At 64.0% G+C, this 20,425-nt stretch carries 21 protein-coding genes; 8 read left to right on the forward strand and 13 right to left on the reverse strand.

Features of this window, described 5'->3' with window-relative positions:
• Nucleotides 1-597, forward strand: a 597-nt coding sequence (locus tag QMZ05_RS34915) for an acyl-CoA dehydrogenase family protein (RefSeq protein WP_353704877.1), incomplete at its 5' end; no start/stop codon positions are given.
• An 18-nt stretch (nucleotides 598-615) separates the two neighbouring features.
• Here the strand turns inward: QMZ05_RS34915 and QMZ05_RS34920 are convergent.
• From QMZ05_RS34920 to QMZ05_RS34930, 3 genes are read right to left on the reverse strand one after another with little or no spacing between them, the layout of a single operon-like run.
• Nucleotides 616-1,800 (reverse strand): acyl-CoA dehydrogenase family protein, encoded by a 1,185-nt coding sequence (locus tag QMZ05_RS34920; protein ID WP_353704878.1) that lies wholly within the window; start codon nucleotides 1,798-1,800, stop codon nucleotides 616-618.
• Nucleotides 1,793-2,674 carry a CoA ester lyase gene (locus QMZ05_RS34925; RefSeq protein WP_353704879.1) on the reverse strand — a complete coding sequence of 294 codons (882 nt, stop codon included), beginning with the start codon at nucleotides 2,672-2,674 and terminating at the stop codon, nucleotides 1,793-1,795. Before QMZ05_RS34925 ends, QMZ05_RS34920 begins: the two co-directional genes overlap by 8 nt.
• Nucleotides 2,671-3,123: a MaoC family dehydratase gene (locus QMZ05_RS34930; protein ID WP_353704880.1), complete on the reverse strand. Its 453-nt coding sequence runs from the start codon at nucleotides 3,121-3,123 to the stop codon at nucleotides 2,671-2,673. Before QMZ05_RS34930 ends, QMZ05_RS34925 begins: the two co-directional genes overlap by 4 nt.
• 128 nt (nucleotides 3,124-3,251) lie before the next feature.
• Here QMZ05_RS34930 and QMZ05_RS34935 point away from each other — a divergent pair, with 128 nt between their 5' ends.
• Nucleotides 3,252-4,265, forward strand: coding sequence for an NADP-dependent oxidoreductase (locus tag QMZ05_RS34935; RefSeq protein ID WP_353704881.1), 1,014 nt, complete (start codon nucleotides 3,252-3,254; stop codon nucleotides 4,263-4,265).
• A gap of 8 nt (nucleotides 4,266-4,273) precedes the next feature.
• On the opposite strand, the gene QMZ05_RS34940 is transcribed toward QMZ05_RS34935, so the two are convergent.
• Nucleotides 4,274-5,149, reverse strand: a complete 876-nt coding sequence (locus QMZ05_RS34940; protein ID WP_353704882.1) for an SDR family oxidoreductase — start codon at nucleotides 5,147-5,149, stop codon at nucleotides 4,274-4,276.
• Between the two features lie 131 nt (nucleotides 5,150-5,280).
• On the opposite strand from QMZ05_RS34940, the gene QMZ05_RS34945 reads away from it, so the two are divergent.
• Nucleotides 5,281-6,084: an enoyl-CoA hydratase/isomerase family protein gene (locus QMZ05_RS34945; protein ID WP_353704883.1), complete on the forward strand. Its 804-nt coding sequence runs from the start codon at nucleotides 5,281-5,283 to the stop codon at nucleotides 6,082-6,084.
• On the opposite strand, the gene QMZ05_RS34950 is transcribed toward QMZ05_RS34945, so the two are convergent.
• The 3 genes from QMZ05_RS34950 to QMZ05_RS34960 all read right to left on the reverse strand — a co-directional run bounded on the left by QMZ05_RS34950 (nucleotide 6,085) and on the right by QMZ05_RS34960 (nucleotide 9,543).
• Nucleotides 6,085-7,710, reverse strand: coding sequence for an AMP-binding protein (locus QMZ05_RS34950; RefSeq protein ID WP_353704884.1), 1,626 nt, complete (start codon nucleotides 7,708-7,710; stop codon nucleotides 6,085-6,087).
• A 119-nt stretch (nucleotides 7,711-7,829) separates the two neighbouring features.
• Entirely contained in the window at nucleotides 7,830-8,636 is an 807-nt protein-coding gene (locus QMZ05_RS34955) for an enoyl-CoA hydratase-related protein (protein WP_353704885.1), read from the reverse strand.
• 25 nt (nucleotides 8,637-8,661) lie between these two features.
• On the reverse strand, nucleotides 8,662-9,543 hold the full coding sequence (locus QMZ05_RS34960) for an SDR family oxidoreductase (protein ID WP_353704886.1): 882 nt from the start codon (nucleotides 9,541-9,543) through the stop codon (nucleotides 8,662-8,664).
• A 206-nt stretch (nucleotides 9,544-9,749) separates the two neighbouring features.
• On the opposite strand from QMZ05_RS34960, the gene QMZ05_RS34965 reads away from it, so the two are divergent.
• Nucleotides 9,750-10,274: a MarR family transcriptional regulator gene (locus QMZ05_RS34965; protein ID WP_353704887.1), complete on the forward strand. Its 525-nt coding sequence runs from the start codon at nucleotides 9,750-9,752 to the stop codon at nucleotides 10,272-10,274.
• Nucleotides 10,275-10,396: 122 nt separating this feature from the next.
• On the opposite strand, the gene QMZ05_RS34970 is transcribed toward QMZ05_RS34965, so the two are convergent.
• The 6 genes from QMZ05_RS34970 to QMZ05_RS34995 form a co-directional block, all read right to left on the reverse strand.
• A complete protein-coding gene (locus tag QMZ05_RS34970; protein WP_353704888.1) occupies nucleotides 10,397-11,626 on the reverse strand; it encodes an ABC transporter substrate-binding protein in 1,230 nt (409 codons plus the stop codon).
• Between the two features lie 76 nt (nucleotides 11,627-11,702).
• Nucleotides 11,703-12,482: a fumarylacetoacetate hydrolase family protein gene (locus QMZ05_RS34975; protein ID WP_353704889.1), complete on the reverse strand. Its 780-nt coding sequence runs from the start codon at nucleotides 12,480-12,482 to the stop codon at nucleotides 11,703-11,705.
• A complete protein-coding gene (locus QMZ05_RS34980; protein ID WP_353704890.1) occupies nucleotides 12,479-13,288 on the reverse strand; it encodes an alpha/beta fold hydrolase in 810 nt (269 codons plus the stop codon). The genes QMZ05_RS34975 and QMZ05_RS34980 overlap by 4 nt, the downstream gene beginning before the upstream one ends.
• Before the next feature lie 29 nt (nucleotides 13,289-13,317).
• Nucleotides 13,318-14,820, reverse strand: a complete 1,503-nt coding sequence (locus QMZ05_RS34985) for an AMP-binding protein (RefSeq protein WP_353704895.1) — start codon at nucleotides 14,818-14,820, stop codon at nucleotides 13,318-13,320.
• A gap of 5 nt (nucleotides 14,821-14,825) precedes the next feature.
• Nucleotides 14,826-15,308: a hypothetical protein gene (locus QMZ05_RS34990; protein WP_146141610.1), complete on the reverse strand. Its 483-nt coding sequence runs from the start codon at nucleotides 15,306-15,308 to the stop codon at nucleotides 14,826-14,828.
• Nucleotides 15,301-16,314 carry an amidohydrolase family protein gene (locus QMZ05_RS34995; protein WP_353704896.1) on the reverse strand — a complete coding sequence of 338 codons (1,014 nt, stop codon included), beginning with the start codon at nucleotides 16,312-16,314 and terminating at the stop codon, nucleotides 15,301-15,303. The genes QMZ05_RS34990 and QMZ05_RS34995 overlap by 8 nt, the downstream gene beginning before the upstream one ends.
• Nucleotides 16,315-16,523: 209 nt before the next feature.
• Between QMZ05_RS34995 and QMZ05_RS35000 the strand changes: the two genes are divergently transcribed.
• From QMZ05_RS35000 to QMZ05_RS35015, 4 genes are read left to right on the forward strand one after another with little or no spacing between them, the layout of a single operon-like run.
• A complete protein-coding gene (locus QMZ05_RS35000) occupies nucleotides 16,524-17,735 on the forward strand; it encodes an FAD-dependent oxidoreductase (protein WP_353704891.1) in 1,212 nt (403 codons plus the stop codon).
• A gap of 17 nt (nucleotides 17,736-17,752) precedes the next feature.
• Nucleotides 17,753-19,048 (forward strand): aromatic ring-hydroxylating dioxygenase subunit alpha, encoded by a 1,296-nt coding sequence (locus QMZ05_RS35005; RefSeq protein ID WP_353704892.1) that lies wholly within the window; start codon nucleotides 17,753-17,755, stop codon nucleotides 19,046-19,048.
• Between the two features lie 9 nt (nucleotides 19,049-19,057).
• Nucleotides 19,058-19,543 carry an aromatic-ring-hydroxylating dioxygenase subunit beta gene (locus QMZ05_RS35010; protein WP_353704893.1) on the forward strand — a complete coding sequence of 162 codons (486 nt, stop codon included), beginning with the start codon at nucleotides 19,058-19,060 and terminating at the stop codon, nucleotides 19,541-19,543.
• A 13-nt stretch (nucleotides 19,544-19,556) separates the two neighbouring features.
• Nucleotides 19,557-20,318, forward strand: coding sequence for an SDR family oxidoreductase (locus QMZ05_RS35015; protein WP_353704894.1), 762 nt, complete (start codon nucleotides 19,557-19,559; stop codon nucleotides 20,316-20,318).
• The last annotated feature ends 107 nt before the right edge of the window (nucleotides 20,319-20,425 follow it).

A 20,425-nucleotide genomic window follows, 5' to 3' on the forward strand; every position in this document is an offset into this window, starting at 1 on the left:
GGCATGAGCCTGATCCTGGTCGAGACCGACCGCCCCGGCTTCCGCCACGGCCGCAACCTCGACAAGCTCGGCCACCTCTCCTCCGATACGTCGGAACTGTTCTTCGACCAGGTGCGCGTTCCCGTCGGCAATCTGCTGGGCTCCGAGGGCGGCGCCATGGCGGCGCTGATGAACGAGCTGCCGCAGGAGCGGCTGACGATCGCGCTCCACTCGATCGCGTCGGCCCAGAAGGCGTTCGACATCACCAAGGCCTATGTCCTCGAGCGCAACGCCTTTGGCCAGGCCGTCGGAACGTTCCAGAACACCCGATTCAAGCTGGCCGATCTCAAATCAGACCTCCAGGTCGGCTGGGCCTATGTCGATCAATGCCTGAGCCAGCACGTCCGCGGCGAGCTCACCACCTATGCCGCCTCGACTGCGAAGCTGTGGATTACCGAAATGCACGGGCGGCTGGTCGATCAATGTCTGCAGTTCTTCGGCGGCTACGGCTTTATGCGTGAGTACGAGATCTGCCGGTTGTTCGCGGACGCGCGGGTGCTGCGGATCTATGGCGGCACGTCGGAGATCATGCGCGAACTGATCTCGCGCAGCCTCTAATGTCACACGCAACGCGCGTCAGTAGCTCTTCGGCAGGTCGAGCACCTTCTCGGCGATGAAGCTCAGGATCAGTTGCTCGGTGATCGGCGCAAGCCGCGTGATCGAGACCTCGCGGAACAGCCGCTCGACGTGGTATTCCTTGGCATAGCCGAAGCCGCCATGGGTCATGATCGCTTGCCACGCCGCGTCGTGGCCGGCGCGCGCGCCCAGCAACTTTGCGCTGTTGGCCTCAGCCCCGCACGGCTTGTTCGAGTCGTAGAGCCAGGCGGCGCGCATCGCCATCAGCAAGGCTGACTCCAGATACATCCATTTCTCGGCAAGCGGATGCTGGATCGCCTGATTTTGGCCGATCGGCCGATCGAACACCACCCGCTCCCGGGCATACCGCGTCGCCCGGCGCAGCGCATCCTGCCCGATCCCGATCGCCTCGACCGCGATCAGGATGCGTTCGGGATTGAGGCTGTGCAGGATGTAGGAAAAGCCCTTCCCCTCCTCACCGATCCGGTCGACCTCGGGAATGAACAGGCCATCGATGAAGATGGCGTTGGAATCCACCGCCTTGCGGCCCATCTTCGGGATTCGGCGCACCTCGATCTTCGCGCGATCGAGGTCGGTGTAGAAGATGGTGATGCCATCGGTCGGGCGCTTGCAATCCTCGAACTTCGTGGTCCGCGTCAGCAGCATGATCTTGTTGGCGATCTGCGCGGTGGAGGTCCAGACCTTCTGGCCGTGGACGAGATAGCCGCCCGGCACCTTCTCGGCAAAGGTCTTGATGCGCGTGGTATTGAGCCCGGCATCCGGCTCGGTGAAGCCGAAACAGCATTGGTCCTCGCCGGACACGAGGCGCGGCACCCAGCGCCGCTTCTGGTCGTCCGTGCCCTTCACCACGATCGGATGTGGCCCGAACAGATTGATATGGACAGCCGAGGCCGACGTCATGCCGCCGCCGTGGCTTGCGACCTCGTGCATCATGATCGCGGCTTCGGTCACACCCAGACCCGCGCCGCCATATTCCTCGGGCATCGTGATGCCGAGCCAGCCGGCATCCGCCATCGCGCGATGAAACTCGCGTGGGAATTCGCCATCGTCGTCGCGGGCCAGCCAGTATTCATCGTCGAAGCGCGAGACGACGGCCCGAACGCCCTCGCGAATGGCGGCGTGATCCTCGGGCACGTCAAGTTGATTGGCAAAGGATCTATCCATTCGAACTGCCCTCCCCGACCGATGCCAAGGTTCGTCTTGCCGCGACCAGATGCGGAATGTCGTACATCTTGCCGTCGATCCCGACGGTACCGACATCGGGCGCGGCGGCGAAGGCAGCAACGACGCGCCGCGCGTGGGCCAGATCGTCATCCGACGGCGTGAAACAGCGGTTGATGGTCGCGACCTGATCTGGGTGGATCGCAATGCGGCCGACAAAGCCATCGCGGCGCGCGATCCTGCAGCTTTCGGCGAGCCCCTGCTGATCCCTGAAGTCGACATACAGCGTTTCGAGCGCCGCAGCACCGGCGGCCCCCGCCGCAAACAGGCACTGCGCGCGCGCCACCTGGTAGGGAAAGGTCCAGCTTCCGTCGGCTTCGCGCGGCGTCAGCGCGCCGAGCGCGGCACTCAGATCCTCGCCGCCCCAGGTCACTCCAACCAACCGCTTGTTCTTGCGCGAATACCCGCTGAAGCCGATCATGGCGGCCGGCGTTTCGGTCGCGACTGTCAGCAGCTTGACATGCCCGGCCGGTACGCCGCTCGCGACCTCGAGCACGTCGACATAGTGCGACACCAGATCGACATCCTCGATTCCGTTGACCTTGGGAAGCAGCAAGCCGTCGAGGCCGGGACGAACCACCGCCGCGAGGTCCTCCAGCGTCAGCCCGGTCCCGAAGGGATTGATCCGGACCAGGAACGACCAGTTTCTCGGACCGCCGCCCAGCAGATTCTTCACGGCATCACGCGCGAACGCCTTGCGGCCAGGCGCCACCGAATCCTCGAGATCGAGGATCAGGGCATCGGCGCCGATCCCGTCCGCCTTGGCGAATTTGCGTTCACTGTCGGCGGGCACAAAGAGAAGCGAGCGCAGTTTCATGCCGGCCTCCGCATCATCAGCCCGTTGCGGCGGCAATACATCACCTCTTCATTGTGCTGGTTGAAGCCGCGATGCTCGAAGGTCACGATGCCCTGCGTCGGACGGGACTTGCTCTCGCGCACGGCGACGACCTTCGTCTCGGCACGCAGCGTATCGCCGGCAAACACCGGCTTCGGAAATCGCGTGTCCTCCATGCCGAGATTGCCGACGGTGGTACCTAGCGTCGTGTCCTGCACAGACAATCCGATGATAAGCCCAAGGGTGAAGATCGAATTCATCAGCGGCATTCCGAACTCGGTGCCCTTGGCATATTCGTGGTCGATATGCACCGCCGCCGGATTGTAGGTCAGCGACGAGAACAGGATGTTGTCCATATCGGTCACGGTCCGCCTGATCTCATGGACAAATGTCTGCCCTACCGAAAACTGCTCGAAGTAAAGCCCCGCCATCGCTTGCCTCTTGCTGTATCGTTGCAGGGTCATCCGGCGGCCAGAGCCGCCAGGACCTCCTTGTCTCCCATCCGATTTCTACCGTATAGTCATATCGTACACAAGCGTACTACTTATGAGGAACGCTCATGACCCATCGTGAAAACCGGCAGGTCCGGCTCTCGGCGCGGCCGCGCGGGATCCCGCAAGCAGAGCACTTTTCGCTGGTGACGGAACCGGTCGCCGCGCCCGGCGCGGGCGAGGTCCTGATCGCAAATCGCTATCTCTCGGTCGATCCGGCGCAACGCGGATGGGCCAACGATGAAGGGAACTACAGCGCGCCGGTGCCCCTCGACACGCCGATGCGCGCGCTCGCGGTCGGTGAGATCATCGAGAGCAACGTCCCGCAGTTTCAGCCGGGCGAGCATGTCTACGGCTGGTTTGGCTGGCAACGCTATTGCGTCACCACACCCGAAGCAGTATTGCGTCGCGTCGTTCCATCGCGCCTGCCGCTCAGCGCCAATCTGAGCGTGCTCGGCATGAATGGCATCACCGCGTATCTTGCGTTTCACGGCCTCGGCGATCCCAAGCCAGGGGAGCATGTGCTGGTGTCGACGGCAGCCGGCAGTGTCGGAGGGTTCGTCGGCCAGCTCGCGCGCATCGCCGGTTGCCGCGCCGTCGGGCTCACCAGCTCTGCCGACAAGGCCGCGCGAGCCAAAGCGCGCTACGGCTATCAAGAGATGATCAACTACCGGGAGGCGGCCGATATCAGCGCGGCCATCCGCGCCGCGTGTCCCGACGGCAACGACATCTTCTTCGACAACACCGGCGGGCCGATCGCCGATGCCGCCATTCGCACCATGCGGCTGCGTGGGCGCGTGATCCAGTGCGGCACGGCGGCGAATGCATCCTGGACTCCCGTGCCCACCGGCCCGCGCCCCGAGCGCGAAATCCTCACCCGGCGCCTGCGCTGGTCCGGCTTCATCATATTCGATCACTTCGCCGAGTTCGAAACGGCAGCAGCGCGCCTCGCCGAGCTCGCGCTTGCTGGCAAGATCGTTCACGACGAGGAAATCCTGCCGGGCCTCGAGCACGCACCCGGCGCGATCGCCCGGCTTTATCGCGGCGAGAATCACGGCAAGCTGATCATCGTGGTGGATTGAGCAAGCGGCTACGCGCTCGCCTTGCGCTTCATCACCTCGGGCAGCTTGACGCGATGGAAGCCTTCGAACGGTACGCTGCGGCTGTGCGGCTCGAGCTGCCATGTGGTGCGCGCATTGGGCGTTCCGCCGTCGACGCGGAGGCAGGAGCCGGTGATATAGGCCGCCGCAGGCGAAAGCAGATAGACGATGGCGGCCGATATCTCCGCCTCGGTGCCGAAGCGCTGCAACGGCACGCGCTCGGTGAAGTCATGCAGTTTCTTCTGCATCTCCGGCGTGTAGGTGTCGAAGCCGCTCGACACGATGCCACCGGGCGCGACCGCATTGACGCGGACGCCCGAGCCCGACCATTCGCAGGCCGCCGTCTCGGTCAGGGTCAGCATGCCGCCGCGCGCCGCGGCCGAGTGGCCGAATTCCGGCCAGCCGTGCCAAATGTCGGCAATGATGTTCACGATCGCGCCGCCATTGGCCTCCATCCAGCGGTTATAGGCCTCGCGCATGAAGATGAAGCCGCCGGTAAGATTGTTGCGCACGACGGCCTCGAATCCCTTGGTCGAGATCGCCTTCAGCGGCGCGCGGAACTGGCCGCCGGCATTGTTGACCAGGCCATCGATGCGGCCGTAGCGCGCAAGCACCGCATCGATGGCGGCAGCCACCATGGTCTCGTCACGGATGTCGCAGGCATGGCTCATCGCATGCCCGCCATCCTCCTCGATCTCGCGCTGCACCTCGACGAGCTTCTCGATCGTCCTGCCGAGGATGGCCACGTTCGCGCCGAGCGCCGCGAGCTCGTGGGCGGTGCAGCGCCCGATCCCGCTGCCGCCGCCGGTCACGATGACCGTCTGGCCGCGGAACAGATCCGGCCTGAACACGGACTGGTATGGCATCGCCTCGCCTCCCTGACGGTCGTCTCACCGCCGGCCTCCCGATTGGCGGCCGGGATGTCCTGGTATTGCGCATGATTACCGTACACTATATTACTATCTGATCAAGGACAATGAACGATGGGAACGCACCCGTGACGCCACCGAGCACCATCACTGTCGAGACCCGCGGCGCGATCGAGATCCTGACCTTGAACCGGCCGGACCAGCTCAATGCGGTCTCACCCGAGATGATCGCGGAACTGACCGCGTATTTCTCCGCGCTCCACGAACGGCCGACGACGCGGGTCGTGATCCTGCGCGGCAACGGGCCTCAATTCTCCGCCGGGGCCGAATTGGGATCGGATGCGTTCGCCGCCCCTGGCAAGGGACGGCCGCAGCGCCAGCTCAAGATGCAGCAGAACTATTCCGGCGTGATCCGCCTGATGCGATCATGCCCGCAGCCGATCATCGGGCTCGTCCACGGCGCGGCATGCGGCGCGGGTTTCTCCTTCCTGCTCGCCTGCGACGTCCGCTTCGCCGCACCGGATGCGCGCATGAACGCCGCCTATATCCGCATCGGCGTCGGCGGCTGCGACATGGGCTCGGGCTATCTCCTGCCGCGGCTGGTCGGGCTCTCCGTGACCTCGGAGCTGCTGCTCACCGGACGTTTCCTCAAGGCCGAGCGTGCGAGAGCGATCGGACTTGTCAGTGATATCGCTCCGGCTGACGAGCTGCTGGCAAGGGGACTGGCGTTCGCCGAGGAGATGCTGCGGGTCTCACCGATGGGGCTGCGCATGACAAAGCAGGCGCTCAACACGCTGATCGACGCACCGAGCCTCGATGCCGCGCTGATGCTGGAAGACCGCCAGCAGGTGATCCTGCTGGAGACGCATGATCATGCGGAAGCGGTCGCCGCGTTTCGCGAGCGGCGGGATCCGACCTACTCCGACCAGTGACTATTTCGCGTCGGCAAAGGCCGCGGCCATCTCGCGCAGCTTGAACTTCTGGATCTTGCCGCTGGCCGTGCGCGGCAGCTCGGCCAGGAGCTCGACACGCTCGGGCCAGAACTGCTTTGCCATCCTCGCCTCGCCCAGATAGGCCTGCACTGCCGTCAAATCGATCGTGCTGCCGGTGCGGGGAACGATGAACGCGCAGCCGCGCTCGCCGAGCCGGGTATCGGGGAAGCCGACGACCGCGACGGCCGAGACCGCGGGATGCTTGTAGAGCAGGTTCTCGATCTCGACGACGGGCACGTTCTCGCCGCCGCGGATCAGGATATCCTTCACGCGGCCGGAGATGCGGATGTAGCCGTCCTTGTCCATGTAGGCGAGGTCGCCGGAGTCGAACCAACCATCATTGTCGAAGGTCAACAGCTCGGGCCGCTTGTAGTAACCCTTGAACATCTGGGCGCCACGAACCAGCAGCCGCCCGGGCTCTCCTACGGGCGCCGGCCGTCCTTCGCTATCGACGACGCTGATTTGCATTCCCTCGAGTGGCCGGCCGTCCGTGCTCGCGGATTTCTCGGCTGCGCGCGCCGGCTCGGTCAGCGTCCCCGACAGGACTTCCGTCATGCCCCACAGCGAGCAGACCGTAAGACCGAGCTCGGCGGCCGCACGCTCGATCAGCACGGACGGGATCGGGGCGCCGCCGCACAGGAACGAACGCAGGCTATTCGGCCGCGCCGCGCCTGCCTTCACGGCGTCGCAGATGTCGCTGAGGAACGGCGTCGACGCTGCCGTGTAAGTGACACCTTCGCGCGCCATCAGGCCGGCGCCGCGCCTGGCTTCCCAGACATCCTGCAGGATCATCGTGCCGCCGAGATAGACCGAGAGCAGCACAATAGCGGCGTAACCCGTCATATGCCCAACCGGCGAGGCCACCAGCATCACGTCGCTGGAATCGAGCCCGAACCGTCCCGACAGCGCCTTGCAGCAGGCGATCAGCGAATTCGACGTGTGCATGACGCCTTTGGGCTCGCCTGTGGTGCCTGACGTGAACATCAGCACGGCCATGTCGTCCGGACGCAGGCCGGAAGGCAGCTTGTCGGCCTCGGACGACAGCAGCATCCGTTCGAAGCCGGTCTCGCCCTCGCCGTCGGCAACGATCACGCGCTTGAGGTGCGGCAGCTCCGCGCGCATGCCTTGCGCCATCGCGGCGTAGTCGAACCCGCGATATCTGTTCGGCACGATGAAGACCTTCGCCTGGCAGAAATTCAGGATGTAGAGCAGCTCGCGCTCGCGCAGGATCGGCATTACCGGGTTCATCACCGCGCCGATCTTGCTGCAGGCGAACGCGGTGACGACGAACTCCCACCAATTGGGCAGTTGCACGGTGACGACGTCGCCGCGCCCGACACCGAGCCGCAGCAGCGCGCTCGCGGCGCGATCCGCCAGCCTCTCCAGCTCCCGATAGGTGAAACGCGTCGCCTGGTCGCGATCCGCCCGGTCGGCGACGATCGCGACCTTGTCGGCCGTCCTCTCGACGGCCTCGGTGAGAAGCTGATCGACGGTCTTGTCGAGCCAGTAGCCGGCCTCGCGGAAGCCGGCATGAGACGTATCCAGTTTGGCGGCTGCCACGGTCATGTGTCCCTCCTGCGCTGCTGTGTCGGTTCCGGCTTCACGGCCGAATTATTTAGTATATGTGTGTACTTTACGTTATAGTACTATATATTGACAATGGTCCAGATTGTCGCCTTCGGAGATCACTTCCCGGCAAACACGGGCTTGCGCTTCTCGACGAAGGCCCTGACGCCTTCACGCGCGTCCGTCGTCCGCGAGATCGCGGCAAGCGTCTCGGCCTCGTCCTCGAGCTGGCTTTCGAACGATCGATCGTTGGTCTGGGAGAACAGCCGCTTGATCGCGCCGAACGCCTCCGTCGGGCCGGCGGCAAGTTCTCCGGCGATGCGCGTAGCCTCGGACTGCACCGCGTCAGCGGGAACGACGAAGTCGACCAGTCCCAGCGCAAGCGCCGATTTGGCGTCAAGCGTTTCGCCGAGCAGAAAAAAACGCCGGGCGCGTGCCACGCCGATCCGGCGCGTGACCGTCGTGGTCGATCCGCTATCCGGGCTGAAGCCGATCCTGGAGAACGCCGCCGAGATTTTCGCCGTCTCCGCCATCACCACGAGATCTGCGGCCGCCATCAGCGACACGCTGCCGCCGGCGACATTTCCGTGAACAGCGGCGACGACCGGCGCTCGCATCCGCACCATTCGGGCGATCGCGATATGAAGGTCGGCCGTCCAGGCCTTGATCGTTGCCGGCAGCGCATCGCCCTGACTGACCAGCGACGTCAGGTCGCCGCCGACGCTGAACAGCCTGCCGCGCGCCGACAGCAGCACCGCGCGCACATCGGCGCACTCGCTGAGCTCCGCAATGGCCAGGCTGAATTCGCGGCAGAACTCGCCATCGATCGGATTGCCGCGCTCGGCCCGATCGAGCACGATATGGGCGAGACCATTGTCCACGGTGCACTCAGTGCTCTTGGTCGCCATGGCCAGTCCCCTCGACATCTCTTTCTCCGTGACCGCAGGCGGGCTAGATCGAGCGAGCCTGCTTTTCCTTCTGCACCGAGGTCTGGATGGCCTCGCGCGCGCGCTGCCAGTCCGCGGATGACAGCTTTGAGAGCCCTGCGAAGGTGCTGGGCGCGGCCAGATGATGACCGCCATCGATGCTGATCGTGTCGCCGGTGATGTAGCTGCAACCGTCCGACATCAGGAAGATCAGGAGATTGCGCAGCTCGTCCATCTTGCCGAAACGGCGCAGCGGCACCTCGTCCGCCTGTGTCGCACCGACGCCGGTTTCGGCCAGCGGATTGAGCTTGTCCCAGGCCCCTTCGGTCGGGAACGGCCCGGGCGCGATCGCATTGACGCGGATGTTCTTCGGTCCCCACTCGACCGCAAGCGACATGGTCATGGCGTGCACGGCTGCTTTCGCCATCGCCGCCGGCACCACATAGGCCGATCCGGTCCACACCCATGTCACGAGGTTGCTGATGATGACGCCGGGCAGGCCTGCCGCGATCCACCGCTTGCCGCAGGCGAGCGAGGTGTAGAACGAGCCGTCCATCACCGTCGAGCGCACCGCCTCATAGCCGCGTGGCGACAGGCTTTCGGTCGGCGCCAGGAAGTTGGCGGCGGCATTGTTGACGAGCCCGGTGAGCGGCCCCTCGGTCCAGATGCTGGCCAGCATGGCATCGATGCTGTCGGGATCGCGCACATTGGCGAGCAGCGCCGTCGCCTGCCCGCCCGACCGCGCACGGATGTCCTGCGCGGCCTGGTCGAGCACTTCCTTGCGCCGCCCGCAGACATAGACATGGGCACCATGGGCAGCGAATCCGGCCGACATCTCCTTGCCGAGTCCGGTCCCTCCGCCCGTCACCAGGATGCGCTTTCCCTTCAGTACGGCCGCATCGAACATGGGCGACTTCCTTCCCTGTGGCAGGTCGGCCGCTTCCGCGACCTTCGACCGTCCCACAAGTAATACACTAGCGTACTTCTTTTGTAAATCGATCCATGGCGGACGGCGGGCGATTTCGTCCCGGTGGCGCGACCTTCCATTTAAAATACGCTGGTGTATGGTATTGGTTGACCTCAAACCTCCGACTCGCCGCAAGGGAAGTATCAATGGTTGATCAGCCCGATTGGGATCTTCGGCTTGGATATCTCATCCACGACGTATCGCGGCTCAGGAGGATGATGTTCGATCGCGCACTGGCGCCGCTCGGGATCACCCGCTCGCAATGGTGGGTGCTGGCGTTCATCTCCCGCAAGGACGGGCTTCCTCAGGTTCAGCTCGCCAACGAGCTCGATGTCGGCAAGGTCGCTGTCGGAGCCCTGATCGACCGCCTCGAATCCTCCGGCTTCGTGATCCGCCAGGCCGATCCGGTCGATCGCCGCGTCAAGCGCGTCTATGTCACCAAGCAGGCGCGCGGTTTCCTCGAGAAGCTCCGGAAGGAAACCGACAAGTTCAACGCCAAGATCGTCAACGGCATCGACCGCAAGCAGCTGGAAGACGCTTCCGACGCACTCCTCGCCATGAAGCATAACCTCCTCGCGATGTCGGACGGCACGGTCGCCAACATTAGCGACAACGAAGAGGAAGAAACGCAGCGCTCCAAAACCCGGAAAAAGCGGCGGGCGGTGGCGTAAGGCCGCCACCAGCCTCGGCTGCCTCCGAGCACGAGTAATTCGTCAACTGGCGAGACGACGTCGCCCTCAGATATTGGCGCCGGGCGCGGTTGCATATCAGCCCCATCACTCGAGGGCCGAGTTCACGACGCCATGCCGTCGAGATCAATCATGTTCCCGACCGGCACCCAGTTGGCGCCGTCAAAGCGGGTGATTTGAAGGTTGTGGACGGCGCGATAGTCGGTTGGAGAGTTGCTGACTTTGATGCCATCTAGAAATAGCGGCGGCTGCTCGTCCCTCAGAGACGTTGCATGCTTCAGCAGATTTTCGCGCGTGAGTTCGTTGCCGCACCGCCTCAGGACTTGCTCGATCATGTAGGCGTTGTTGTAGCCGGGCGTCGCGGTGTTGTCGTCGATGCTGACCGACGGCATGTACTTCCTCATGAACTCGACATAGGCTTTGACGCGAGGCTTGGACTGCTGGCGCGGATCGGTCGCTATGATTTCCCACCACGCCGAGACAAGCCCTTTCGCATTGTCGAGCCCCGCTGGCGCCAGCGTCCCGCCGATCGAGCTGCAGTTCGAATTGACGACGTGCAGCGGTTTCCAGCCCAGGGCGGCCACCTTGCGGATGCCCTGCGCCGCGAACTTGGAATAGGTGAGCTGCACGAAAACGTCAGCGCCCGCCCCCCTGCAGTCGGCGACCTGGTTGTCGATCGTCGGCTCCGTGATTTCGTGGCTGATTTCCTTGACGATGGCGCTGGCCTTGCCGGCGAGCCCTTTCTTCAGGCCGCGGAGAAAGTCCTTGCCAAGATCGTCGTTCACGTACTGGACCGCGATCTTCGCATCCGGCTTCTCGCTCAGTATATACGCACCCAGCGCGGCTCCCTGCGCGACATAGATCGGATAGAACGGAACGATCCAGGGAAATTCCTTGGGATCGTTGAAGCGCTCGGCGCCCGAGGTCAGGAACAGGTTTGGCACCTTCTTGGCGTTGAGATACTTCATCACCGCGGCATTGGCCGCCGTGCCGAGGAAGCCGGCGATCGCGAACACCTCCTCCGATTCCACCAGCTTTCGGGTCTGCTCGACGGCCTTCGGCGGCGAGAACGCGTTGTCGAGCGAGATCAGGTTGACCTTTCTGCCGTTGATGCCGCCATTGTCGTTGATCATCTGAAAATAGGCGGTCTGCGCCTGCCCATAGACGCCGTATCCTGACGCGGGACCGCTGTAAGGTGCAGTGGTCCCGAGTTTGATCTCGGTATCGGTGACGCCGGGTCCGTAGTTTGCAGCGCGCGCCCCTGACGCGCTTCCGAACGCGAGCGCGCTCGCTCCCAGGCCCACAACGGCCGATCTTCGCGAAATCAACGTCATGCTCAATCCTCCCTATTATCGATTGTTGGTGATTTGAAGCTCTAAGGCGGCTCTTGATGCCTCCTGATCCGGCCGACTACGTGAAGGTCACGCTGACAGGCCCGAAACCGGAGACTCTCGCCTCGTAGACTTCGCCGACCGACACCGGCGAGACCGGGCCGAGCGCGCCCGTCAGCACGACATCGCCACCTCGCAGGGGTTGGCCGGCGCGTGCCATCGCCCTTGCGAGCCAGAGCCCGGCACGCAAGGGATGACCAAGGCAGGCCGAGCCACAGCCGACCGACACGATGGTTCCGTTGCGCGTCATCGTCATGCCGCAGGCCTCGAGGTCGACATCCGTCAATCGCCGCGGCGCTGCGCCGAGCACGTAGCGGGCGCTCGAGCCATTATCCGCAACGGTATCGAGAATGCTGATCTTCCAGTCCCGTATCCGGCTGTCGACGATCTCGAGCGCAGCAACGGCATAGGCGGTCGATCGCATCAATTCGCCAAGCGTGATGTCCTCGCCGCAGAGATCGCGGTCGAGAACAAGCGCGATTTCGGCCTCGACACGCGGCTGGATCAGCCGCGTGACATCGATAGCCTCGCCGGTCGATACTTCCATGTCCGCGAACAGCGCACCATAGTCAGGCTGATCGACCCCGAGCTGCTGCTGCACGGCTTTCGAAGTGAGGCCAATTTTCCGGCCGACCAGGCGCCTGCCATCAGCGATACCGCGCCGGGTCACCTCGGATTGCACCGCATAGGCGGTCTCGAGGTTACCGCTGCCTATCTCGCCGGCGATCGGGTCGATCGGCCGCCGGGCCGATTCCGCCTCCTGGAGGCGCGTTGCGAGCCTGTCGACGAGCGTGCTCATGGCCGATCCAGGAAGGCGGCGACCAGCGCGTTGAACTCGTCGGCCTTTTCCCATTGCGCCCAGTGGCCGCACTTGGGATAGACGTGAAGCTCGGCGTTCGGCATGGTCTTCAGCAGGATGAAGGCGGAATCGAGCGGGACCACACGATCGTCGCGTCCCCAGACGATCAGCGTCTTGTGCTTCAGCGCGGCGAGATTCTCGCGCCAGATGTCGAGCGGCGGTCGCTTGAAGATATCGATGACGTCCTTGCGCATCGCAGCCTTCAGCCGCTCCTCGAGCAACGCATCGGTGATCGCCTTGGAATCGAACACCAGAAGCTCAATGACGCCTTTCAGCTTCTGCATCGACGGGCCGTCACCGCCGTGGAACATCGCCATGCGGCGCAGGCCTTCGGTCGGCATTGGCGTAAAGATAGCCTGACTGCCACCCGTGCCCATCAGCACCAGACGGTTGACCCGCTCCGGGGCGCGCAAGGCGACCATCAGCGAGGTAGCACCACCCAGCGAGTTGCCGACGAAGCTCGCCTTCTGGACCCCGATCGCATCCATGAAGCTGCGGACGAATTCGCCCATCGCCTCGAAGATCGACCCGTCCTGCAGCTTGCCCTCGGTCTCGCCGAACCCAGGCAGATCGACGACGATGACGCGGCGGCCGGCCGCCAGCGGCTCGACATTCTTGCGGTAATTGCTCAGGCCCGATGCACCCGGTCCACCACCATGGATCAGGATTATTGGTTCTCCCTGCCCGACATCATGATACCGCGTGCGGGTTCCCGTCACGTCGATGAACTTGTCACTCAGATCCACGCTTGATCTCCTGTTGATGGCACGGTCGTTCAGGCCGGCGGAACGCCGGACTGAAGGTAGTGGTCGCGCAGCTTCCGCTTGAAAATCTTGCCGCTCGCCTCCCGCGGCAGGGCGTCGTGAAAGACGAGGCGCTTCGGCACCTTGAAGCGCGCGAGGCGCTGTTCGAGGAACGCCGTGACATCGGCCGGCGCGGGCTCTGCGTCCGGCTCCGCCTCGATCGCAGCGATCAGGCTTTCGCCGAACTCCGCATCGGGTACGCCGAACACAGCGCAGTCGCGCACGCCGGGACAATTGACCAGGACATTCTCGATCTCAGCGGGGTAGATGTTGACCCCACCCGAAATTACCATGTCGCGTTTGCGATCGCAGATGTAGAGAAAGCCGTCGGCGTCGAGATAGCCGACATCACCGCAGGTCACGAGGCCGGCACGATCGACCTGCTCACGCTGCTCGGGACGGCCATGGTAGGTGAAGTCCGAATAAGCCTCCGTGCGCAGGTAGATCTCGCCGATGCCGCCGGGGGCGACTTCTAGCCCGGCCTCGTCGTAGATCCTGAGCTCGGTGCCTGTCATCGGCCGACCGACCGTGCCGGCGTGCGCGAGCCACTCCTCGGTGTTGCAGCCGACCGCAGCGCCGGTTTCCGTCGCGCCATACGTCTCGTGGATCACCGGCCCCCACCATTCGATCATCCCGCGCTTCACGTCGGGGGGACAGGCCGCACCGGTGTGCGTCACCCAGCGGATCGAGGACAGGTCGTATCGATCGCGGACGGCGTCGCTGAGCCGCAGCAGGCGCACGAACATGGTCGGTACCATCGTCAGATGCGTGATCCGGTGCTCGGCAATGACCCGCAGCAGATCCTCCGGATCGAAACTCTGCTGCAATACCGTGAGGTCGGCATGCTGGAAGGCCTGCCGCGCAAAAGCGCCGGGCGATGCGTGGTAGAGCGGACCGCAGACAAAGGCCCGCATGCCGGGTTCGATGCCGTAGATCTCGCGAAGCAGTGCCGCGTTTTTCTTGATCTGCTCGGGTGACATTGGCGCGCGTCGAACACCCTTCGGATGTCCCGTGGTGCCAGAGGTGTAGATCATCGTTCCCCGCGGCGCGCGAGGCGGTTGTTCCCATCGCACAGCCCTGTCGCGAAACGCCGGCCAATCCTGCGCGTGGGACGGCAACGGCGTCGACCCGGCCGCATCGTCGACGATAAAGGTCGGTAGATCGGCAGGAACGACACGTTCACCCGCCGCGATCAGGTCGCGATGCCCGATCAAGGCCCGCGGCGTACAATCGGCCAGAATGTAGGCGATCTCGTCGGGCTTGCTGTGCCAGTTCAGCGGCACGACATAGGCGCCGAGTAGCGCGGCTGCATGCAGCACCTCGAAATAGCCGGGATCGTTCCGGATCAGCAACGCGATGGCATCGCCTTCGCGGACGCCAATCGACTCGAGTGCCGTGGCGGCACGGCTGCCCTGCTCAAGCAGGTCCTGGCGTGCAACGCGACGCTCGCCGATCACGATCATCTTGTCGGGCATCGCGCTCACTCCAGACAAACCGTCACCTCGGCGCGCGCCGACGGCAGCAGGACGCTGTCGAGCAGGCCGAACTCCTCGTCGGTGAGCGCAAGGGCGATTGAGAACGTCAATGCATCCATGTGACCGCTGAGAACGGTCGGGTAGCGCCATTCAGCCTTCGCGATGGAGCGGCCGCGGCCGCGGAATTCGAACAGCAGCGGCTCGGGCGTGCTCGCGCCATGTCCGCTCTGATAGCCGTCTCCGATGGCATAGACCTCGCATACGAAGTCCTCCGGACCGCGGCGCTGAATTGCGATCTCTATGTCGAGCAGGCCGAAAGCGGGATCGGCCGCCGCGCCATCCTGGTAGAAATAGACGAAGGGCACCCGGCCGTACTTGCTGGCTCCCCTCTCCGTGTCGGAGGGCACCTGTGCATCGCTGCGGCCCGGCGTTCGCGGCGGAACAGGACCGAGCAGGCACATCTGCGGCAATGAGCGACAGTCAGCCATGGGGTGGCCCCGCGACTGCCGTGCCCCGCAGCCTCGCCACGTCGTAGCGCCGGCCGAGGAATCCGAAGGAATTTTCGGCGAGCACGGCATCGCTGCTCAGCGCCCGCCTGGCGAATGCGCCCGGCTGCTTCTGCCGGATTGTGAAGGGATAATCGGACCCGACGACGATGCGGCTCTCGCCCACCGCGTTGCCGAGGAACGACAGCGACACCGGGTCGTAGAGGATCGAGTCGTACCAGAACTGCCGCGCAAGGTTTGACGGCGCTCGCGTCATCTTGCCCCTGGCGCCGAGCGACCAGCCGAAATCCATTCGCGGCAGAATCCATGGCAGCGCCCCGCCGCCATGGCTGAGCAAGACACGCAGCCGGGGAAATCTTTCGGGCACACCGGCGGCGAGCAGCGACACCGACGCGAGCGCGGTTTCGAGCGGGAATACCGCCGTCGCGGCGAATTCCGGGCTGCCGCCGACGCGCTCCATGCCGGCCGGGTGCAGCGGATGCACGAAGATGCCGAGATCGAGCGACTGGGCAGCCTCGTAGACCGGAAACAGGCTTTCGCTGCCGAGCGCCACGCCGTTGATGTGCGACCCGATCTCGATGCCGGCAAAACCAAGCGCCTTGAGTTTATCCAACTGCCGGACGGCACGTGGCACGTCCTGCATGCACACCATGCCGATACCGGCGAAATTGCCGGGCGCCTGCGCGATCATGCCCGCGATCTGGTCGTTCATGAGGTCCGCGAGATACTCGGCGTCATCAGGCGGCAACCAATGCGACAGCAACTCCGGCATCGGCGAGAGCACCTGCATGTCGGTGCCGTCCTCAACCATATCCGCGAGCCGCTGCTCGACATCCCATGATCGCGTATCGATCTTCCGGAATACCTTGCCCGCGATCATCACCATCGCCTGATCGCCCGTCGAAAGCTCGACGCTCGGCCAGCGCGCGTCCCGCTTCGGGTCGGCGGCCAGCCGTGCAGGCACAACATGCGTGTGAATGTCGATCACAGTGCCCAACGCGCTCTCCCTGTCGCTCTGTCACGAGCTTCTTGTCGTGATCCCCGCCCGCGCCGCTGCGCGTCGCAGAATTCACTTTACAAACAGGAATGATTGTTTTTATCTTGGCTGTCAAGACGCCTCTGAGCGTCACGGCGGCGACGAGCGGAAATGCCGCGCTGAGGGAGCTGCCAAGAGAGCGGCCATGGGAGCGAATGACGTTGGATCCGCAGCAAGCGCGCATCGTGATCGTTGGAGCCGGACAGGCGGGCGCCCGCGCCGCCGAGGCTTTGCGCGCTGCCGGACATCGCGGCGCGGTCAGCCTGATCGGCGAGGAAGAGCACCTTCCCTACGAACGCCCGCAACTGTCGAAAGCCATTTTGGTCGACCGTGTTTCCAATCCGGTGCTGGTCTTGCAGCGCCAGCAGTGGAGCGACCTCGATGTCGCATTGCACACCTCGTCCCGTGTCGTCGCAGCCGATCTGCAGCGGCGCGTTGTCGGCCTCGCCGACGGACAAGAGCTCGCATTCGACCGCCTGCTGTTCACGACCGGGACGCGTGTGCGTCGCCTGCCCGAGCTCGACAATGGCCCACTCCCCGTCCGCTACCTCCGTTGCATGAACGATGCGCTGGCGCTGCGCCAGGAATTGCAGCCGGGGCGACGGATTGCGCTGATCGGCGGCGGGGTCGTCGGCCTCGAAGTCGCCTCCGCCGCAATCGGACGCGGATGCTACGTCACCATCATCGAGAAGGCCGAAGGCTTGCTGTCTCAGATCGGCTCCGGATCGCTCGGCCAATATCTCCATCAGCTCCATGGGTCGAACGGCGCGAAGATTGTGTGCAACGCCGTGGCGAAGCGATCGACATCGCGCGGATTGGAACTGGACGACGGCAGCTTCGTGCCGGCCGATCTTGCACTGGCCGGCGTCGGCGTCGAGCCGGTCACTGAGCTCGCCCAACAACTGGGCCTCGATTCCCAGCATGGCATCCGCGTCACCTCGAGCGGAGCTACCCATGCCGATTGCATCTTCGCCGCTGGCGATGTCGCCGAGCAATGGAGCCGGAGCCACGACCGCTGGATGCGCATCGAGAACTGGGCCAACGCGCAGAACCAGGCCATAGCCACCGCAAGATCGATGACGAACCTCGCGACTGCCTATGATGCTCCGTCCTGGTTCTGGTCCGACCAGTACGACGCCAACATCCAGGTCGTCGGAAATCCGGCCGGTGGCGAGGAGATCGTCAGGGGCGACGTCGGTGCCGGGCGCTTCGTCACCATCAGCGTCCGCGACGGCGAAGTCGTCGGCGGCATCACCGTCAATTCGGCACGAGACATGGCGGTGCTGCGCCGGCTCGTCGTCTCACGCAAGCCTGTTCGAAAAAGCGAACTCGAGAATCCCGCACTCGAACTGAAGCGCTTACTCGCCGCCTAGGGATAGAGGAAACCGCAATGAACGCAGAACATCCGCAACCCGCACTGCTCGTCGATCCGGCACAGCGCATTTTTAAAGTTGCGCGACGCAACTTCGTCGACCCCGAGATATTCAAGGCCGAGAAGGAGAAAATCTTCGACCGCTCGTGGCTGTACCTTGGACATTCGTCCGAACTCCCCAAGCCCGGCGACTTTATCACCCGCAAGGTTGCCGGCCGCGGTATATTGTTCACCCGCGACAGCAAGGGACAACTGCGCGCCCTGCTCAACACCTGCCCGCATCGCGGCGCCCAGGTCTGCCGCGAGCGCAAGGGCAACGCCAAATCGTTCCAGTGCTTCTATCATGGCTGGGTGTTCGGCGCTGACGGCAAGTTGCGTAGCCAGCCAGGCGAAGCTTCCTACCCCGAGGGGTTCAAGGGTCGCGACACCTCGAACATGCAGCCAGTGCCGCGGTTCGAGACCTATCGCGATTTCAACTTCATCTCGTTCGACAGCAACATCATGCCGCTTGTCGACTACCTCGCCGGCGCGAAGGAATACCTCGACGTGATCTGCGATCAGACCGACGCCGGAATGTCGATCGTCGCGGGCAGCCAGGAATATTCGATCCGGGCGAACTGGAAGCTGCTCACCGAGAACAGCATCGACGGCTATCATGCTGCGACCACCCACGCGACCTACTTCGATATCCTGATGAGTTCGACGGACAACCTCGCTACCGGGATGGGTGCCGGCGGCTACGGCTACGACCTCGGCAACGGTCACGCCGTCCTCGAATACGGCGCTCCCTGGGGACGACCGGTCGCGCAGTGGATCCCCGGATGGGGAGAGGCTGGCAAATCGGAGATCGGACGGATCTACGACAACCTCGTCGCCCGCCACGGCCAGGAGCGCGCCGATCGGATCGCGCGCAGGAACCGCAACCTGTTCATTTTTCCAAATCTCGTCGTCAATGACATCATGGCGCTGACCGTGCGCACCTATTTCCCGATGGCCCCCGACTACATGGTCATCAATGCCTGGGCGTTGGCGCCAAACGACGAATCGGCGTGGGCGCGAAAGTATCGCCTCAACAATTTCCTCGAGTTTCTTGGCCCCGGCGGCTTTGCAACGCCCGACGACGCCGAAGCGCTGGAGCACTGCCAACGCGGCTTCGAGAACTCCAAGGAAGCCCTGTGGAACGACATCTCGAAGGGAATGGGCAAGGAAAAAGCCCATCACGACGACGAGCTCCAGATGCGTGCGTTCTGGACCCAGTGGAACAAGCAGATGTTCCCGGCACCGGAGTCCGGCATCAAGAGCGTCGCGGCGTAGGAGAACGAGATGCAATCCGTAACCCGAACCAATGTCGAAGATTTCCTGTTCAACGAGGCCGAGCTGCTCGATCAGTGGCGATTGCCAGAATGGCTGACGCTCTTCACCGAGGATGCCAGGTACGAAGTTCCCTGCACTGATCTGCCCGCGGATGCGTCGTCGGATACCAATCTGTTCTACATCGCCGACGATCGCATGCGGCTTGGCGAGCGGGTCAAGCGACTCATGAAGCGCACCGCGCATGCCGAGTTTCCACATTCGAAGACGAGCCGAATCGTCGGCAACGTCCGGATTCACGCACGGCATGACGACGAGATCGACGTCACCTCAGTGTTCCAGACGCTGCGGACCAAGGACGGCGTCACCGATCTCTACTTCGGAACGAACAAGTATCGCCTGGCGCTGCAGGACGGAGGCTTCCGCATCCGGGAGAAGCGCTGCCTGCTCGGCGGCGAAGGCCTGCGGCCGAGCGGCCGCATCAGCATCGTACTCTGACGGATTGAATCGGATGAGCTCTCGTTTCGATGGACAGACAGTCGTGGTGACCGGAGCCGCCAGCGGCATCGGCGCCGTGATCGCCCGCCACTTTGCCGACGCCGGCGCCAACCTCGTGCTTTCGGACGTCGATGAAGGACGGCTCGGTGCGGTTACCGAAGACATCGCCGCAAGCGCTGCGAGGCGCCCTGTCGTGAAGGCCGGCGATCTCTCGCGGGAGGACGTCGCAGGCAGCGTCATCAGGTCGGCGGTGGAGAATTTCGGGGCGCTCGACATCCTGATCAACAACGCGGGCGGCGGGATCATCAAGCCGTTTCTGGACCACACACCTGAGACGTTGCGGACCACGATCGATCGCAACCTCTGGACCACCCTGTGGTGCACCTGGCACGCCGTCCCTGTCATGAAGGCCAGGGGCTACGGTCGCATCGTCAATATCGGGGCGGACTCGGTCCGCAACGGACTTTGGGATCACGCCGCCTACAACGCCGCCAAGGGCGGCGTGCATGCGATGGCGACCGGACTGGCGCGTGAATTCGCCCGGGACGGCATCACCGTGAATGTCGTCGCTCCCTGCATCGTCGAAACGCCCCAGGTCAAGCAGATCACCCTCAAGGCGCCGAAGGCGTTGCAGCGCTTTATCGACGTGGTGCCGATGGGGCGCCCGGCCGAGATGGACGAGGTGGCATCGATGGTGTGCTATCTGGCTTCGAAGGAAGCCTCGTTCGTCACGGGACAGGTCATCAGCGTCAATGGCGGAAGCACAATGCTATGACAACCACGATCAACGGCATTCTCATCGGCCCGGTCCAGGACTTTCCGGAGGGCGAGATCCGTCCCGCGACGATGCCCGATGGCACTAACCTTGCGGTCTACAATGTC

The sequence above is a fragment of the Bradyrhizobium sp. INPA03-11B genome, assembly GCF_040446015.1.
In the GTDB taxonomy this organism is placed as follows: Bacteria; Pseudomonadota; Alphaproteobacteria; order Rhizobiales; family Xanthobacteraceae; genus Bradyrhizobium; species Bradyrhizobium macuxiense_A.

What these genes read in the sequence shown, in the direction of transcription:
- QMZ05_RS34920 (WP_353704878.1), bottom strand. Translation starts at nt 1,800, where the DNA reads ATGGATAGATCCTTTGCCAATCAACTTGACGTGCCCGAGGATCACGCC.
- QMZ05_RS34925 (WP_353704879.1), bottom strand. Translation starts at nt 2,674, where the DNA reads ATGAAACTGCGCTCGCTTCTCTTTGTGCCCGCCGACAGTGAACGCAAA.
- QMZ05_RS34930 (WP_353704880.1), bottom strand. Translation starts at nt 3,123, where the DNA reads ATGGCGGGGCTTTACTTCGAGCAGTTTTCGGTAGGGCAGACATTTGTC.
- QMZ05_RS34935 (WP_353704881.1), top strand. Translation starts at nt 3,252, where the DNA reads ATGACCCATCGTGAAAACCGGCAGGTCCGGCTCTCGGCGCGGCCGCGC.
- QMZ05_RS34940 (WP_353704882.1), bottom strand. Translation starts at nt 5,149, where the DNA reads ATGCCATACCAGTCCGTGTTCAGGCCGGATCTGTTCCGCGGCCAGACG.
- QMZ05_RS34950 (WP_353704884.1), bottom strand. Translation starts at nt 7,710, where the DNA reads ATGACCGTGGCAGCCGCCAAACTGGATACGTCTCATGCCGGCTTCCGC.
- QMZ05_RS34955 (WP_353704885.1), bottom strand. Translation starts at nt 8,636, where the DNA reads ATGTCGAGGGGACTGGCCATGGCGACCAAGAGCACTGAGTGCACCGTG.
- QMZ05_RS34960 (WP_353704886.1), bottom strand. Translation starts at nt 9,543, where the DNA reads ATGTTCGATGCGGCCGTACTGAAGGGAAAGCGCATCCTGGTGACGGGC.
- QMZ05_RS34965 (WP_353704887.1), top strand. Translation starts at nt 9,750, where the DNA reads ATGGTTGATCAGCCCGATTGGGATCTTCGGCTTGGATATCTCATCCAC.
- QMZ05_RS34970 (WP_353704888.1), bottom strand. Translation starts at nt 11,626, where the DNA reads ATGACGTTGATTTCGCGAAGATCGGCCGTTGTGGGCCTGGGAGCGAGC.
- QMZ05_RS34975 (WP_353704889.1), bottom strand. Translation starts at nt 12,482, where the DNA reads ATGAGCACGCTCGTCGACAGGCTCGCAACGCGCCTCCAGGAGGCGGAA.
- QMZ05_RS34985 (WP_353704895.1), bottom strand. Translation starts at nt 14,820, where the DNA reads ATGCCCGACAAGATGATCGTGATCGGCGAGCGTCGCGTTGCACGCCAG.
- QMZ05_RS34990 (WP_146141610.1), bottom strand. Translation starts at nt 15,308, where the DNA reads ATGGCTGACTGTCGCTCATTGCCGCAGATGTGCCTGCTCGGTCCTGTT.
- QMZ05_RS35005 (WP_353704892.1), top strand. Translation starts at nt 17,753, where the DNA reads ATGAACGCAGAACATCCGCAACCCGCACTGCTCGTCGATCCGGCACAG.
- QMZ05_RS35010 (WP_353704893.1), top strand. Translation starts at nt 19,058, where the DNA reads ATGCAATCCGTAACCCGAACCAATGTCGAAGATTTCCTGTTCAACGAG.
- QMZ05_RS35015 (WP_353704894.1), top strand. Translation starts at nt 19,557, where the DNA reads ATGAGCTCTCGTTTCGATGGACAGACAGTCGTGGTGACCGGAGCCGCC.